This is a genomic window from Stenotrophomonas sp. (assembly GCF_032056425.1).
GTDB lineage: Bacteria > Pseudomonadota > Gammaproteobacteria > Xanthomonadales > Xanthomonadaceae > Stenotrophomonas.
Genome location: NZ_DAMBCN010000001.1, coordinates 52,912 through 67,517, shown reverse-complemented (window position 1 = coordinate 67,517; position 14,606 = coordinate 52,912). Strand labels below are relative to the sequence as shown.

The window sequence follows — 14,606 nt, the reverse complement described above, 5'->3', positions numbered from 1 at the left end:
AGCCCTTTCCACAGGAAAGGGCTCCGACCCCATTCAACGCTAGCGGTCCTGCTGCCCCGGTTCGATGCTGACCTCGATCAGCGCAACGCACTTCGAGGCCGGATCACGGCGCTGTTCAGCATAGTCACCCTGCATGTGAACGCGGATGCCGCGGTCGCCCCGGGTGAACTGGTAGGACGGCCCGTTGTCAGTGAATGCGAACTCGTCGGTCGGGGGCGTCTGCCCGTACATCTTCTGCGCATAGCCGGCCCGCAACAGGCGCTGCCGCAGTTCGGCGGCACGCAGCGGGCACTGTGCACCGACGTCCTCGTAAAGCGGTTGGCTGCCGTAGGGACGCTCTTCGCCCGGGGCGCGGCGCTTTTCCACCGAATAGCGCATGTACACCGCGGCGGGGTAGTAGGTCACCTCCAGGTGTTGGCTGAACGGCTGCTCAGCCGTGCCGTTCATCGCCGACACCTGCACGGCGCGTACTGGCGGCGGGTTCGGGTTCCAGGGCTCGGCCCGCGGCGGCGGCATCGGCAATTCGAACAGGTTGAGCGGCAAGCGGTGGCAGATCTCCGGCAGCCGCAGCGGCTGCAGATCGGTTGGCGTACCGCGCAACGAGAGAAGCAAGTCCACCAGCCGGTCGGAGATATCCTGCGGGTCGGCCTGGTCGATCAACGTGCGCTTCTCCAGCGGTGTCGCGCGGAGGGTTGCGCAATTGCCTGGTGCGGCCCATTGCTGGAAGTCGTATGCATCGCCAGCGAAGGCCGCGGGTGCGGCGAACGTGGCAGCCAGGGCTGCGCCCAGTGCGATGCAGGTGTTGGCCCCGCCCTTGTGCATGATCCTGATCCCTGGATTGGCCCGTGGCCGATACCGGTACAGTAGCGCAGCCGGCGCAACGCCATGTGGTGGCGCGCAGGCTCTATCCTGTACTGCCACACGTTTTGCCCAGACAAGGTCCTGCATGCTTCTGACCACGCGCTGCGCCCTGCTGCTGGCCCTCCTGTCTGCGCCGACGCTGAGCCCTGCCGCCGAAATGGGTGGAGCAGCGTTGGAGCAGGTGGTGCTGCTCAGCCGCCACAACCTGCGCGCACCACTGGTGTCTTCGGGTGCACTGGCAGAGGCCACGCCGCATGCCTGGGTGAACTGGGACGTTGTCGCCGGCGAGCTGACCACCAAGGGCGGCGTGCTGGAGGTCTACATGGGCCGCTACCTGGGCCAGTGGCTGCGCCGGCAGCAGGTACTTCCGGCAACGGGCTGCCCGCAGGCCGGCGACTTCCATGCGCTGGCCAACAGTCTGCAGCGCACCCAGGCTACGGCGCAGTTCTTCGTTGCCGGCGCGTTCCCCGGTTGCCACGTGACGGTGGAGCAGCGCCGCCCGCTGGGCACGATGGATCCGTTGTTCGACCCGGTGATCCATCGCGATGACGCCGGCTTCCAGCGCCGGGCCCTGCGTGCCATGCACAGGGCCGAAGCGAAGGCACGCTTGGGGCCCGATCTGCAGGTGGTGGAGGCCGTGGTTGAACACGCCTCATCACCGGCCTGTGCAGGACGCAGCCCGTGCGCGCTGGCTGTGGGCGACAGCCAGTTCCGCGCGGAAGCGGGCAGGGAGCCCGGGATCTCCGGATCGCTGGCGCTGGCCAATGGCATGGTCGATGCGTTGTTGATGGAGGATTACCAGAACAGTACGGGAAGCGCCGCAGGCTGGGGGCGCTTGCGCGATGACGCGCAGTGGCAGGCCCTGGCGCGCGTGCGCAACGGTTACCAGGACATCCTGTTCGGCACACCTGAGTTGGCACGCGATGTGGCGGCGCCGTTGCTGGAGCACATCAGCGCCGCGTTTGCCGATCCGCAGGCACCGAGAGTCAGTCTGATGGTCGGCCACGATTCCAACATCGGCGCGGTGCTGGCGGCGCTGGGTGCATCTGATTACACGCTGCCTGGCCAGCTTGAGCGAACGCCGATCGGCGGCCTGCTGCAGTTCGAGCGCTGGCGGGGTGAAAGCGGGGCCGCGCGTTACCGGCTGGCGTATGTCTATCCGACGCGCGTTCAATTGCGTAATGCGCTGCCGTTGACTGACGCACAGCCGCCAGGGCGGGTTGAGCTGACCCTGCCGGGATGCGCGCAGGACGGATGCAGTGACGTGCAGTTCGAGCGATTGCTGCATAGCGCGGTGAATTGAACGCCATCCGCGCATGGCGTGGATCTACTGACAAACCGGGAACATCCATGTCACGCATAGATCCACGCCACGCGTGGATGAAAACGCGGGGCGCTTGCATGAAAAACGGCCCGGTTTCCCCGGGCCGTTTCCGTTCACCTCACACCCGGTCGATCACTCGATCGGCTGGTCCAGCATCAGCTGGCGGGCGAAGCGCACCGGCGGCGCGCCGTAGGACAGCATCTGGTCGTGGTAGGCCTTCAGGTTGAACTTGTCGCCCAGCTTGTCCTGCATGGCCTTGCGGGTGTCGAAGTGTTCCTGCGCACCGACGAAGTAGGTCGGCAGCTGCGCCGAGGTCAGCTGCGCGCGCACCCACTTGCCCGAGGCTTCGCTTTCCTGCTGGAACGCGTCATGGGTCATCAGGTGCATCGCCTTCTCGCGATCCCAGTTGTCCACGTGCACGCCCTGGTCGAGGATCGCGTTGGAGATCGTGCGCAGGTAGAACTTCAGCTGCACCAGGTGGAACAGCGGATCGTTGTTGAGGTAACCCTGCTCCTGCATCATGCGCTCGGTGTAGACCGCCCAGCCTTCGGCAAACAGGCCCGAACGCAGCACCGCACGCAGGGTCGACGGGAACTTGGCCGAGTGCCAGCCTTCCAGATAATGGCCCGGGGTGCCTTCGTGGATGCTCAGCAGGTGGATCATGCGCGAGTTGTACTCACGCAGGAACGAATCGACCTGCTTGTCGCTCCAGTCGTCCGGAATCGGCGAGACGGCGTAGAAGGTCTTCAGGTTCTTGTCCAGCGGGCCCGGCGAATCGCAGTAGGCCACGGCCACGCCACGCTGGAATTCGGGCATCAGGATGATGTCGACCGGCGCATCGGGCAGGGTCATCAGGTCATGTTCGCGCACGAACGCGGTGGACTGCTCCAGCGCGGCCTTGGCATCGTCCACCACCTTGTCGCGCGCCGGCTTGTCGGCGTAGGCCAGCTCAAGCGCCGCTTCGATGGCCTTCTGCTGCTGCTCGTCGGTCGGCTGCGCCGGCATCTGTGGTGCGCCCGGCTTGTCCTTCAGCACGGTCTGCGCAATGCCGTACATGTCCTCGCGCACGCGCTTGAGTTCGGCGCGCGCACGCTCACCGATCTCCTGGCGCGACAGCGAGGAGTTCAGTGCGAACTTCAGCTTCTGGTCGTACTTTTCCGCACCGATGCGGAAGTCACCCTTGGCGTTCGGCACCAGAGTCTTGTCCAGCCAGGCCTGCTGCTCGTCCACGGCCTTCTTCAGGCCGTCGATGGCGGCCTGCAGGCGCTGCTGGTCGGCCTGCGGCAGTTCGCCGATGTGCGGGGTGATGAAGGTATCGACGATGCTGAGGATGCCCTTGTTCTGCTTGGCCACCGTCTCGGCGTGGATCTTCGGCACGCGGGCCGGATCCAGGTTCTCGCGCGCCTGGGCGAAGATCGCCGGCAGCTTTTCCATGCGCGCGGTGGCCGACTTCAGGCGCTCGGGCAGCGGTGCGAACTCGCGCGCCATCAGGCCGTACAGGGCACTCCCGGCCAGGCCGTTGTAGACCTGCGGGTCCCACTTGCCGGACTGCAGCACTTCGCTGTTCCAGATTTCCGACTGCAGCTGGTTGCGCAGGATCGCCGCGTCCACCTGGTTCTCGCGGCCCAGCTTGGCCACCTCGATCTTGTCCAGCTCGCCCAGCAGCGCCTTGTAGGCGGCCACGGTCTTCTGCTGGCCGGCGGCGCTCAGATCGTCGATCTCGCTGTCATAGCGATGGTCGCCGATCTGGGTGGCGCTGACCGGCGACAGCTGCATCCAGGTATCCAGGGCGCGCTTGGACAGATCGGCGAAGGCCGCATCGGCGGCCTGGTCAGCGGGCTGCTGGCCGGCGGCCGGGGTGGAAGCGTTGGTCGGGGCGTCGGCCGGCTGGCAACCGGCCAGGGCGGCAACCAGGGCAAGGGCAAGAAGATGCGGGCGCATCAGGCGTTCCTGTACGGGGTCAAACCCCGAGCATAGGCCGCCGGGGCTGCTTTGTCCCCCTGCCATAGGATTACCATGTGCGCCACAGGGAATCTTCATTGGAGTGCAGGACATGCAGGAACAGGGACGCGGCCGCCACGGTACGCTGGCGGTGATGGCCAAGGGAGCGCTGCTGGCGCTGGTACTGGCCGGCTGCGGCCAGAGCGGTGACATGGCTGCCGATGCCGGCGGTGTGGCTGCCGCCGCGGTCGCTTCACCGGAAGGCGCGTTCCTGGCCTACGAGCACGATGTGCAGGTGCAGCTGCCGGCCGAGCAGATCGCGCCCCGCATCCAGCAGATCGCGCAGGCTTGCCAGAGCGCGAAGTTCGGCGACTGCGCAGTCCTGCAGGTCAACCAGCGCAGCGGCGAGCGCCCCGATGGCGAGGTGCGCGTGCGCATCGCACCCAAGGGCACCGAACCGTTGATTGCCCTGGCCGGCGAAGGTGGCACCGTGCAGTCGCGCAACACCCGTGCCGAAGACCTGGCCCAGCAGGTGGCCGATACCGCCCTGACCAAGGCGCGGCTGGAAAAGGAACACGCGCGCCTGCTGAGCTACCAGGACCGCAAGGACCTGAAGGTGGAAGAACTGCTGGCGGTTACCGCGCGGCTGTCTGAAATCGAGGCGGGCGTGGAGCAGGCCAACAAGGAAAGCGCGCAGCAGCGCCGCCGTATCGACACGCAGCTGGTGACGGTGCACTTCGGCACGACCTCGGGCCAGCGCAGCCGCAGCGAGATCGGTGAGGCGCTGAGTGAATCGGGCAGCATCCTCAGCACCAGCGTGGCGTTCCTGATCCGCGCGGCCGCCGCGTTGCTGCCGGTGGCGATCATCGCGCTGCTGTGTGGCTGGGGCATCCGCACCTGGTGGCGCCGCCGCCGTCGCAAGGCCTGATCGGCGGCGCAGGGCAGGTAGCGCCGGGCCATGCCCGGCGAACCTCAGCCCTCGTCGGTCTCGTATTCGACGAACACATCCAGTTCCAGGGCCAGTTTCTGCACCGCATCGCGCACCTTCTGCGCGGTGCTTTCGTTGCCCACTTCCACTTCCAGTTCATGGATGCCCGGACCGATGTCGTCCGACAGGCCGGCCGAACTGGAATCGTCGTCATCCATGTGTGGCATCAGGTCGTCGGTTTCTTCAACATGCTCGATGCCTTCCAGCCCCAGCAGCAGATCGCTGATGGCACGGGCATCGTCTTCGGTTCCGGTGATTCGCAGTCGCAGCATGGACATGGCAGTGGCACGTGGTGGGAGTTCAGCGCAGCCTAGCCAGCGGCGGGCAAAGACCGGGTGAGGGTGCAGTCAGCCGGCCGTGGGCGGGCGGCCGAGCAGGCTGTCAGGCAGGGCCGGAATGGGCGTGCGTTCATCCTGCGCCTGGGTCAGCAGCCAATCGATGAACAGCCGCGCCGCCGGGCTGGGCGGCTGCGCCTCGGCATGCACCACGTAGTACGCATAGCGCGCCTTCAGCGCCGGGCCAGGCAGGCGCACTACTTCGTAGCGCTGCAGGTAGGGCTGCGCGATGTGGGTGCGTGCCAGCACTGCGCCCATGCCATACACCGCCGCGCGCATCGCATCGGTGCTGTCGGCGAAGGTGTGCATGGGCGGCAGCGGCGAGGGCGGGCGCACCCCCGCATGCCGGAACCAGTCGCGCCAGCCCTGCGGCGAGAGATCGGTCAGCAGCGGCAGTTCGGCGATGCGCGCCGGGTCCTGCAGCGCTTCCACGCCGGGCAGGGCCGGCGAGGCCACCGGGAACAGGCTGTCGTCCATCAGGTGCTGCGCATGCAGGCCCGGCCACTGGCCCAGGCCGTAGCGGATGCCTACCTCCGGCCCGTTCTCGTCGTAGCGGTCCAGACCGCTGCCGGTATGCAGTTCAATACGGATGTGCGGATGCGCCTGGGTGAAGCGCGGCAGGCGCGGCAGCAGCCAGCAGTAGGACAGCGAGCGCAGCGTGGCGATGCGCAGCGGCACGCTGTCCGCATCCGGCTGCAGGTGGTGGGCCACGGCGGCGACATCGGTGAAGGCGGCGCTGGCGGCGTCGGCCAGCTGCCGGCCCTCGGCGGTCAGGCGCACACCGCGCGCGTGGCGCAGGAACAGGCGCACCTCCAGCACCTCCTCCAGGCGGCGCACGTGGTGGCTGACCGCGCTGGCGGTCAAGTGCAGCTCCAGCGCGGCCTGGGCGAAGTTCTGATGGCGTGCGGCCACCGCGAACACGGCCAGCGCAGGGAGCAGGGAAGGGCGTAGCTGCATGTCGAGCCTCAAACCATATTTGTGGCTGGCAGCGATACTACGCGCTTGTGCAGCAGGCGTCTGCGGATGATCCTGTCAACCCAGACACAGTGCAGGCGCAGGACGGAGGCACGGAATGAACGCGGTACCGCAGGTGGCAGAACGCGATTGGCGCACCCCCTTGGAATTGACCCTGCTGGGCGCGATCTGGGGCTGCTCGTTCCTGTTCATGCGCGTGGCCGTGCCCTCCTTCGGCCCGTTCGCGCTGGTCGAAGTCCGTCTGGTGCTGGGCGCGCTGGTGCTGATGCCCTTCCTGTGGCGCGCGCGTGCGCAGTTCCCGCCGCGCCGCTGGCTGTGGCTGGCGCCGATCGGGCTGATCAATTCGGCGCTGCCGTTCGTGTTGTTCGCCTATTCGGCCGAGCAGGCACCGGCGGCGATCGGCGCGATCTGCAACGCGATGACGGTGTTGTTCGCCGCGCTGATCGCCTTCCTGTTCTTCGGCGAAAAGATCGGCGTGCGTCGTGCCGGCGCGCTGCTGGTCGGCTTTGCTGGCGTGGTGGTACTGGCCACGGCCAAGGTGTCGGGCCTGAGCATCGGCATGGCCGTGCTGGCCGGTGCCGCGGCGTCGCTGCTGTACGGGCTGGGGGTGAACCTGGTGAAGCGGCACATGACCGGCCTGCCATCGGCGGCAGCCGCTGCCGCGACCCTGGGCTGTGCCTCGTTGTGGATGCTGCCGATGGCGGTAACGCATTGGCCGCAAGGCGCCATTCCACTGAAGGCCTGGGGCGCAGCCATCGCGCTGGGCGTGGCCTGCACCGGCCTGGCGTTCCTGATGTTCTACCGCCTGATCGGCCGCATCGGCCCGTCACGTGCGTCGACCGTGACCTACCTGATTCCGCTGTTCGGCGCCGCCTTTGCGTGGTTGTTCCTGGGCGAACCGGTGACGTTGCAGATGCTGGTTGCCGGCGGATTGATCCTGGGTAGCGTGGCGGTCAGCCAGAAAAGCTGAGGCGCATCGGCGCTATCGATGCATGGGCGCGCGGCTGTGGGTTTTGATCTGGGTCCGCCTTGAAGCGAGCCGAGCACCGCAGGTCCGGCGAGGGCGGAGAGGCGCGGGTGTCTGAGCGCAGCGAGTTCCGCGCCGTCCCTCGACGGACCGAGGAGCGCAGGGTACCGGCGCGCAGCGCCGGCTCGCGGACGGCGGCGCGTTTCTTTTGGTTACTTTTCTTTGCGCGGGCAAAGAAAAGTGACGCCCATGAACAATGATGTGCCTTCAGCATGTGCCACGCACCGAACCCGCCGCCACGCTCGCCGGGCATGGCCCGGCGCTACCGCACCGGCACCGGGATGTTGCACAGATCGATATGCCCGGCCGGGCGCTTGTAGAAATCATCCACGCGGTTACGCCGTGCTTCCACCGTATCGGCGAAGGTCTTTGAATCGGTGCGTAGTACCTGGATCGGGGTGCGCTCGGCCGCTGGCACGTCGCTGGCGCGGCGGATCGATGCGATCGGCGTGCGCAGCTTCGGGTCTGCATAGAAGCCCATTGGCGCCGGTCCGCGCGGAATCGCGCTCAGCAGCTCCATGCCCTTCAGCACGCGGCCGACCAGGGTGATGTTGCGGTCCAGCTGGCGCGGCGACTGCCCGGTCACCACGTACAGTTCGGCGCCGATGCTGCTGTCTTCCTCATTGCTGCGGCCCGCGCCGAGCATGCCGTAGCAGTGCGCCAGCCAGGCCTTGCCGGCCTGCGGATCCTGGCCCACCGGGAAGCCATCGACGAACCCGGTCTGCGCGGCCCAGCCATCGCGGTCGGGCAGCACGCTTACCTTCAGGCCGGCGCTGGCACGTTCGAATTCGGCCGGCAGCTTGCGCGCGGCATTGCCGAACGGCTTGGCCTTGTTGGCGTCGTCGGCATCGGCATCGCCGAATTGCACCACGAAGTTGTCCTGCGAACGGTAGATGCTGGTGCCGTCCCAGAAGTGCTCATGGGCGAAAGTCTGGATGTTGGCGACATGGCGCGGGGCGAACTGTGGCGCCAGCTCGATGATCACCCGTCCAGCCGGCAGGTCCATGTACAGCAGGTTGGCCGGGTCCGGGGTGCGCCAGTCGCTGGCCGCCGAGGCGTCGAGGATCTGCTGCGGGCTGCGGTAGGGCGTGGCCGCGCTGGCCACGGCGGGCAGCAGGCAGGCGAGGGCGAGGGTGGTCAGGGCAGTGCGACGGCGGTGCGACATGGGATCCCCGGAACATGAACGAGGGTTCGATTCTGCGCGACGAGATACCGTATCGCCAAGTGACATGCGGGGCATTCGCGTCAGCCTGCGCGTTGCCTTTCGGAGGATCCAATCAGTCTGGCATCAACGCCTACCTTTCTTCTGCAATTAGACCGGAATAATGGCCGAAGACAGGAACAGGTTCGTAGTTGCCAGTCGGATCGTGCGTAGTTGAAGACTCTTCCAGATGATGAGGCGAGAAATTCTCCCTGGTTATCGTAAGCCGACCATCTTCATTGAAGAGGTAGCTGGTCCCTTCGGCAATGCTGTCACTCTTCTCATCGAACGTTCTATGTACCGCCATGCTCAGGAACAGATTTCCCGGTGCTACCTGCTGGAATTGATACGTCAGGCGCTCCCTTAGATGTTCATCCAGAAAGTCGACGCCAATCATATCTTTGTCCAACAGCACATCGACAATCGCTGATGGCGTGGTGGGGGAGCTAACGAGAACCGTATAGCGAGCCTGGCTCTCATGTCTCGATTTGGCTTCGGATTCACTGATTATGTTTCGCGCGGACTTCTTCGCAAAAAACCAGAAATCGCAATAGTGAAGTTCAGTCATAAGTGGACATTCCCGGGATCGTTGCTTGCAGAAGCTGGATCAGACGCTGCGCTCTTGGAAGCCAACGGTATGCCCCGGCTCGAAGAGGGGCAAGCAAGCCACCGGGCCTCTTGGTCTAGTGGTCAGTCGCCCCACGCCAACCGGCACGATGACTAACGACACATTCGCTATGCCGGACTTCACACTACTGTTGACTCCAACATAGTGGAGGGCCGGCCATGTCCGACGACGATGTCCAGCTGAAGAAGTTCCAGAAGGAGCTCAGCGCCGGAACCGTGTCGCTGGCCCTGCTGGCGGTACTGGCCCGGGCCGGTGAGCCGCTGTACGGCTACCTGATCGCCAAGGAACTGGAGCGCGTGGGCGAGGGCGTGCTGAGCGGCAAGCAGAGCGCGCTGTACCCGGTGCTGCGCAACCTGGAAGGCGCCGGCCTGCTGGAGAGCCACGTGGAGCCGTCCAGCAGCGGCCCACCGCGGCGCTACTACCGCATCAATGAACGTGGCCACCACGTGCTGGCGCAATGGCGCCAGGCCTGGCAGGCCACCCGCGATTCCGTCGATTCCGTGTTGGAGGGGGTACCGCAATGAATGACTTGAACCCGGCAGGCCGTGGCCTGCCTACCACCATTGCCCAGTATCTGGCGCAGCTGCGCGTGGCGCTGGAAGGCGCCGACCCGGCCATGGTCCAGGATGCGCTGTACGACGCCGAGGAATACCTGCGTTCGGAACTGGCCGCGCAGCCCGGCCGCGGCGAAGCCGAAGTAATCGCCGATGTGGCCGGCAGCTATGGCGCGCCGCAGGAAGTGGCCGAGATCTACCGCGAAACCGAGGTGACGGTGAACCGCGCGCTGCGCACGCCGCGTGCCGATACCGCGCCGGTGCTGCGTGCGGCCGCCGAGGCCAGCGGGGCGGCTCCCGCAGCGGCCGTGCCGGCGGCCAAGCCACGCACGTGGTGGGCGCGTTTCTTCGGCGTGGTGCTGGACCCGCATACCTACGGCGCGCTGTTCTACATGCTGCTGTCGCTGGCCACCGGCATCTTCTTCTTCACCTGGGTGGTGACCGGACTGTCGCTGTCGCTGGGCCTGATGATCCTGATCATCGGCGTGCCGCTGACGGTGCTGTTCTTCGGTTCGGTGCGCGGGTTGGCACTGCTGGAAGGGCGGCTGGTGGAAGCGCTGCTGGGCGAGCGCATGCCGCGCCGGCCGCAGTACACCGATCGCAGCCGCAGCTGGCTGCAGCGCATCGGCGACATGTTCACCGATGGCCGCACCTGGCTGACCCTGCTGTACTTCCTGCTGATGCTGCCGCTGGGCATCGTCTACTTCACCATTGCGGTCACCCTGCTGGCGGTGTCGCTGGCCTTCATCTGGTCGCCGGTGGCGGCGCTGTTCGACTCGACCGCGCCGAGCATCTACATCGATGGTGCCAATGTGCTGCCGTTGCAGTTCACGCCGGTGCTGGCGGTGGTGGGCGCGCTGCTGCTGCTGCTGACGATGCACCTGGCACGCGGCATCGGCAAACTGCATGGCATGCTGGCCAAGCAGCTGCTGGTGCGGCTGTAACCGCACACCCGCAGCCCCGCGGTCGGATCCCTGTTCGCAGAACAGGGCTCTGACCCCGTCGCGCACCGACTGCTGGGGTGAGAGCCCTCTCCGTTGGAAAGGGATCCGACCCCGGGCCGGGGTTCAACCGGCCTTGCGCCGCAGCGGGGTGACGTTGCTCTTCTTCTTCGGGGTCTTCGCAGCCGGCGCTTCGGCATGGGCGGCGAAGAAATCGCGCACCTTCGGGTAGACCACTTCGCGCCAGCGGCGGCCGCTGAAGATGCCGTAGTGGCCGGCGCCTTCCACGATGAAGTGCTCGCGGCGGTCGGCGCCAATGCCGGTGCACAGCGCCTGCGCCGCTTCGGTCTGGCCCAGGCCCGCAATGTCATCCAGCTCGCCTTCGATGCTCAGCAGCGCGGTGTCATGGATGGCCGACGGGTCGACCTTCTCGCCGTTGACCACCCACTCGCCACGCGGCAGCAGGAAGTCCTGGAACACCACCGAAATGGTATCCAGGTAGTACTTGGCCGGCATGTCCAGCACGGCGTTGTACTCGTCGTAGAAACGACGGTGCGCGTCGGCGTCTTCCAGGTCGCCCTTGACCAGATCGGCGTAGAAATCCCAGTGCGAACTGAAGTGGCGGCTGGGGTTCATCGACAGGAAGCCGGCGTGTTGCAGGAAGCCGGGGTACACGCGGCGGCCGGCGCCGGGGTAGCTGGCCGGCACGGTGTGGATCACGTTGTTCTCGAACCACGACAGCGGGTTCTGCGTGGCCAGGTTGTTCACTGCGGTGGGGCTGCAGCGCGCATCGATCGGTCCGCCCATCATCACCAGCGTACGCGGGGTCGGCTCGCCACGGCTGGCCATCAGCGAAACGGCGGCCAGCACCGGCACGGTCGGCTGGCACACGCTCACCACGTGCAGGCGTTCAACGCCCAGGTGGCGGATGAACTCCTGGATGTAGGCGATGTAATCGTCCAGGCCGAATTCGCCTTCGCTGGCCGGCACCATGCGTGCATCCACCCAGTCGGTGACGTACACGCGGTGGTCGCGCAGCAGGGTGCGCACCGTGTCGCGCAGCAGCGTGGCGTGGTGGCCCGACAGCGGCGCCACCACCAGCACGAACGGCTGGTTGAGCATGGTGTGCAGCTGGTCGGCTTCGTTGCTGTGGCGCTTGAAGCGCAGCAGCTTGCAGAACGGCTTGCTCACTTCCTCGTGCACGACGATCGGCACGCGCTCGCCTTCGACCTCGATTTCGTTGATGCCCCATTCGGGCTTCTCGTAATCCTTGCCGATGCGATGGAACAGTTCATTGACGGCCGCCAGGCGATCAGCGCCGGGCATCTGCGACCACCAGTGACCCTGGTTGGTGAAGAAGCGGGCGTTGGCCTGGGCCTGGTGCACCCAGGGGGCGAGCAGGTTGCGGGTCAGTTCGTGCAGTTGATAGAGCATGCCGACCGAATATGTATGGTCATATGTTGCCGCGCAGCATATCCCATCCAGGTGTCCCGCAGGTTAAGTGGGGCAAAAAAAATGAATCCGGATTCACATCCGTTCCAGTGCCGCCGCCTCGCCGGCCAGTTCCGGGCCCAGCCACAGGTGCGAGCCGACCGGCTGCAGGCCGTGGCGGCCCAGCTCACGCCGGTACCAGCGCGCCGGACGAGCCTGGAAGCCCTCGTGGTCGCCTTCGAATTCATCCTCGGCGGCGAAGGTCTCCAGGAAGGCCACGCCGCCGGTCAGCTCGGCCACGCCTGCCAGGCCCGCGCGCAGCTCGCGGTTGGGCACGTAATGCATCACGTCCGAACACACCAGCAGATCGACCGGGGCGCAGGGCCGCAGCCAGGCGAAATCGCCGAAGGTGGCCAGGTGCAGGTTGCGGGTACGTCCGTAACGGCGCACAGCGTACTCGCTGCTGTCGAAGCCGAGGTATTGGACCTTCGGACGCAGCTTCAGCAGCGGCGCGCGCCAGGCGCCTTCACCGCAGCCGATGTCGAGCACGCTGCGCACCGGCCGCTCCAGGTAGTACTCGGCGCTGGCCACGGCCAAGGCGACCTTGCGCGCCAGGCGGGCGCTGCCGCCGATGTCGGCACGGCGGTACCAGCGTTGGAAATAAGCGGCGTCGTAGGTCTTGTCCATGGGCAGGCGGGTAGTGATGAAAACGGCGCCTATCGTACGGGGTCGCGGCGGTGGTGCGGCAATTGGCCGCGGCAGCCACCCACGGGGTGGCTCTACTGCGACAATAGTCCCTTCCCGCCAGCCGCCGGAGCGAGCGCATGCAGAGCTACTACTGGGTCAAGACCTTCCACATCGTGTTCGTGGTGGCCTGGATGGCCACGGTCTTCTACCTGCCGCGCATCCTGGTGAACCTGGCCGAGACCGTCGGCCAGCCGGCGGTGGGCGAGCGCCTGCAGCTGATGGGCCTGCGCCTGTACCGCTTCGGCCATTCGATGTTCGGCCTGGCCTTCGTGCTGGGCCTGGTGCTGTGGCTGGGCTACAAGGCGATTCCGGACTTCCCGACCATGGTCGCGCCGGGCGGTGCCGGCTGGCTGCATGCCAAGCTGGGCCTGGTGGTGGTGCTGCTGGCTTACTTCATCTGGACCGGCCGGCTGCTGAAGGGCGTGGCCAAGGGCCGTGCACTGCCGTCGTCGCGCGCGCTGCGCTGGATCAACGAGATCCCGCTGCTGGCCTTCATCCCGATCGTGTGGCTGGTGCTGGCCAAGCCGTTCTGACCTGCCTGGCCCATCCACGCCTTGCGTGGATGGGCTCTTGTAGAGTCGAGCCATGCTCGACTGCTTCGATCAACAGCAGTCGAGCATGGCTCGACTCTACAGACAGGCAACGCGGCCGATCAGGCCGCTTCGTACGTGCCGTAGCTGCGCAGGCGGGTGTAGCGCTGTTCCAGCAGCTGTTCGGTGGACAGCTTGTCCAGCGCGTCCAGTTCGTTCAGCAGCACGGCCTTCAGGCGCTTGGCCATCTGGGTCGGGTTGCGGTGGGCGCCGCCGGTCGGCTCACGCACCACCTTGTCCACCAGGCCCAGGCTCTTCAGGCGCGGCGCGGTCAGGCCCAGCTGTTCAGCGGCATCCTTGGCCTTGCCGGCATCCTTCCACAGGATCGAGGCGCAGCCTTCCGGGGTGATGGTCGAATACACCGCGTATTCCAGCATGACGGTGCGGTCGCCCACGCCCAACGCCAGCGCGCCGCCGGAACCGCCTTCGCCGATCACCGTGCAGATCACCGGCACCTTCAGCTCGGCCATCTCCATCAGGTTGCGGGCAATGGCTTCGGACTGGCCGCGCGATTCGGCATCGATGCCCGGCCAGGCGCCGGCGGTGTCGATCAGGGTCAGCACCGGCAGACCGAAGCGCTCGGCCATCTTCATCAGGCGCAGGGCCTTGCGGTAGCCCTCCGGCTTGGGCATGCCGAAGTTGCGCTTGATCTTTTCCTTGGTGTCGCGGCCCTTCTGGTGGCCGATCACCATGACCGAGCGGCCATTGATGCGGGCCAGGCCGCCCATGATCGCCTTGTCGTCGGCAAACGCGCGGTCGCCGGCCAGTTCCTGGAACTCATCGCAGATGATGCGGATGTAGTCGGCGGTGTACGGGCGCGAGGGGTGGCGGGCCAGCTGCAGCACCTGCCACGAGGTCAGGTTGCGGAAGATCTGCGCGGTGCGCATGCGCAGCTTGTCCTGCAGCGCGTGCACTTCGGCCTCGACATTGACCGCCGGACCGGCACTGGCGTTGCGCAGTTCCTGGATCTTGGCTTCCAGGTCGGCGATGGGTTGCTCGAAGTCGAGGTAGTTCGGATTCATCGGAAGCCGTCGTGTAAAGAAGAGGGGAATTCTAGCCGAAT

15 protein-coding genes are annotated in these 14,606 nt (G+C 66.4%); 6 read left to right on the top strand and 9 right to left on the bottom strand.

The features are described from left to right. Positions 1–39 precede the first annotated feature (39 nt). Positions 40–948, bottom strand: coding sequence for a hypothetical protein (locus RTY46_RS00295; RefSeq protein WP_312706126.1), 909 nt, complete (start codon positions 946–948; stop codon positions 40–42). Between RTY46_RS00295 and agp the strand changes: the two genes are divergently transcribed. Further along, positions 947–2,164, top strand: coding sequence for a bifunctional glucose-1-phosphatase/inositol phosphatase (agp, locus tag RTY46_RS00290; protein WP_312706125.1), 1,218 nt, complete (start codon positions 947–949; stop codon positions 2,162–2,164). The genes RTY46_RS00295 and agp overlap by 2 nt on opposite strands. A 153-nt stretch (positions 2,165–2,317) precedes the next feature. Here the strand turns inward: agp and RTY46_RS00285 are convergent, their stop codons facing one another. Next, positions 2,318–4,126, bottom strand: coding sequence for a DUF885 domain-containing protein (locus RTY46_RS00285; protein ID WP_312706124.1), 1,809 nt, complete (start codon positions 4,124–4,126; stop codon positions 2,318–2,320). 154 nt (positions 4,127–4,280) lie between these two features. Here RTY46_RS00285 and RTY46_RS00280 point away from each other — a divergent pair, with 154 nt between their 5' ends. After that, positions 4,281–5,054 carry a DUF4349 domain-containing protein gene (locus RTY46_RS00280; RefSeq protein ID WP_312706333.1) on the top strand — a complete coding sequence of 258 codons (774 nt, stop codon included), beginning with the start codon at positions 4,281–4,283 and terminating at the stop codon, positions 5,052–5,054. Between the two features lie 44 nt (positions 5,055–5,098). Here RTY46_RS00280 and RTY46_RS00275 read toward each other — a convergent pair whose 3' ends face one another. Beyond that, entirely contained in the window at positions 5,099–5,392 is a 294-nt protein-coding gene (locus tag RTY46_RS00275; RefSeq protein ID WP_312706123.1) for a hypothetical protein, read from the bottom strand. Positions 5,393–5,461: 69 nt separating this feature from the next. Then, a complete protein-coding gene (locus tag RTY46_RS00270; RefSeq protein ID WP_312706122.1) occupies positions 5,462–6,406 on the bottom strand; it encodes a LysR substrate-binding domain-containing protein in 945 nt (314 codons plus the stop codon). Between the two features lie 115 nt (positions 6,407–6,521). On the opposite strand from RTY46_RS00270, the gene RTY46_RS00265 reads away from it, so the two are divergent. Beyond that, a complete protein-coding gene (locus RTY46_RS00265; protein WP_108749044.1) occupies positions 6,522–7,394 on the top strand; it encodes a DMT family transporter in 873 nt (290 codons plus the stop codon). Between the two features lie 319 nt (positions 7,395–7,713). On the opposite strand, the gene RTY46_RS00260 is transcribed toward RTY46_RS00265, so the two are convergent. Together RTY46_RS00260 and RTY46_RS00255 are read right to left on the bottom strand one after the other, a co-directional pair. After that, positions 7,714–8,616 (bottom strand): peptidylprolyl isomerase, encoded by a 903-nt coding sequence (locus RTY46_RS00260; RefSeq protein ID WP_312706121.1) that lies wholly within the window; start codon positions 8,614–8,616, stop codon positions 7,714–7,716. 130 nt (positions 8,617–8,746) lie between these two features. Next, positions 8,747–9,220, bottom strand: coding sequence for a hypothetical protein (locus RTY46_RS00255; protein ID WP_312706120.1), 474 nt, complete (start codon positions 9,218–9,220; stop codon positions 8,747–8,749). Positions 9,221–9,438: 218 nt separating this feature from the next. Between RTY46_RS00255 and RTY46_RS00250 the strand changes: the two genes are divergently transcribed. Together RTY46_RS00250 and RTY46_RS00245 are read left to right on the top strand one after the other, a co-directional pair. After that, a complete protein-coding gene (locus tag RTY46_RS00250; protein WP_312706119.1) occupies positions 9,439–9,804 on the top strand; it encodes a PadR family transcriptional regulator in 366 nt (121 codons plus the stop codon). Continuing rightward, the gene (locus RTY46_RS00245) at positions 9,801–10,778 is read left to right on the top strand and encodes a sensor domain-containing protein (RefSeq protein ID WP_312706118.1); all 978 of its coding nucleotides are present in this window, start codon (positions 9,801–9,803) and stop codon (positions 10,776–10,778) included. The genes RTY46_RS00250 and RTY46_RS00245 overlap by 4 nt, the downstream gene beginning before the upstream one ends. 123 nt (positions 10,779–10,901) lie before the next feature. On the opposite strand, the gene phaZ is transcribed toward RTY46_RS00245, so the two are convergent. Together phaZ and RTY46_RS00235 are read right to left on the bottom strand one after the other, a co-directional pair. Further along, positions 10,902–12,209, bottom strand: a complete 1,308-nt coding sequence (phaZ, locus tag RTY46_RS00240) for a polyhydroxyalkanoate depolymerase (RefSeq protein WP_312706117.1) — start codon at positions 12,207–12,209, stop codon at positions 10,902–10,904. A 93-nt stretch (positions 12,210–12,302) separates the two neighbouring features. Next, a complete protein-coding gene (locus tag RTY46_RS00235) occupies positions 12,303–12,893 on the bottom strand; it encodes a class I SAM-dependent methyltransferase (RefSeq protein ID WP_312706116.1) in 591 nt (196 codons plus the stop codon). A 137-nt stretch (positions 12,894–13,030) separates the two neighbouring features. Here RTY46_RS00235 and RTY46_RS00230 point away from each other — a divergent pair, with 137 nt between their 5' ends. After that, on the top strand, positions 13,031–13,486 hold the full coding sequence (locus RTY46_RS00230; protein ID WP_312706115.1) for a CopD family protein: 456 nt from the start codon (positions 13,031–13,033) through the stop codon (positions 13,484–13,486). A gap of 119 nt (positions 13,487–13,605) precedes the next feature. Here the strand turns inward: RTY46_RS00230 and RTY46_RS00225 are convergent, their stop codons facing one another. Beyond that, positions 13,606–14,565, bottom strand: coding sequence for an acetyl-CoA carboxylase carboxyltransferase subunit alpha (locus tag RTY46_RS00225; protein ID WP_312706114.1), 960 nt, complete (start codon positions 14,563–14,565; stop codon positions 13,606–13,608). Between the last annotated feature and the right edge of the window lie 41 nt (positions 14,566–14,606).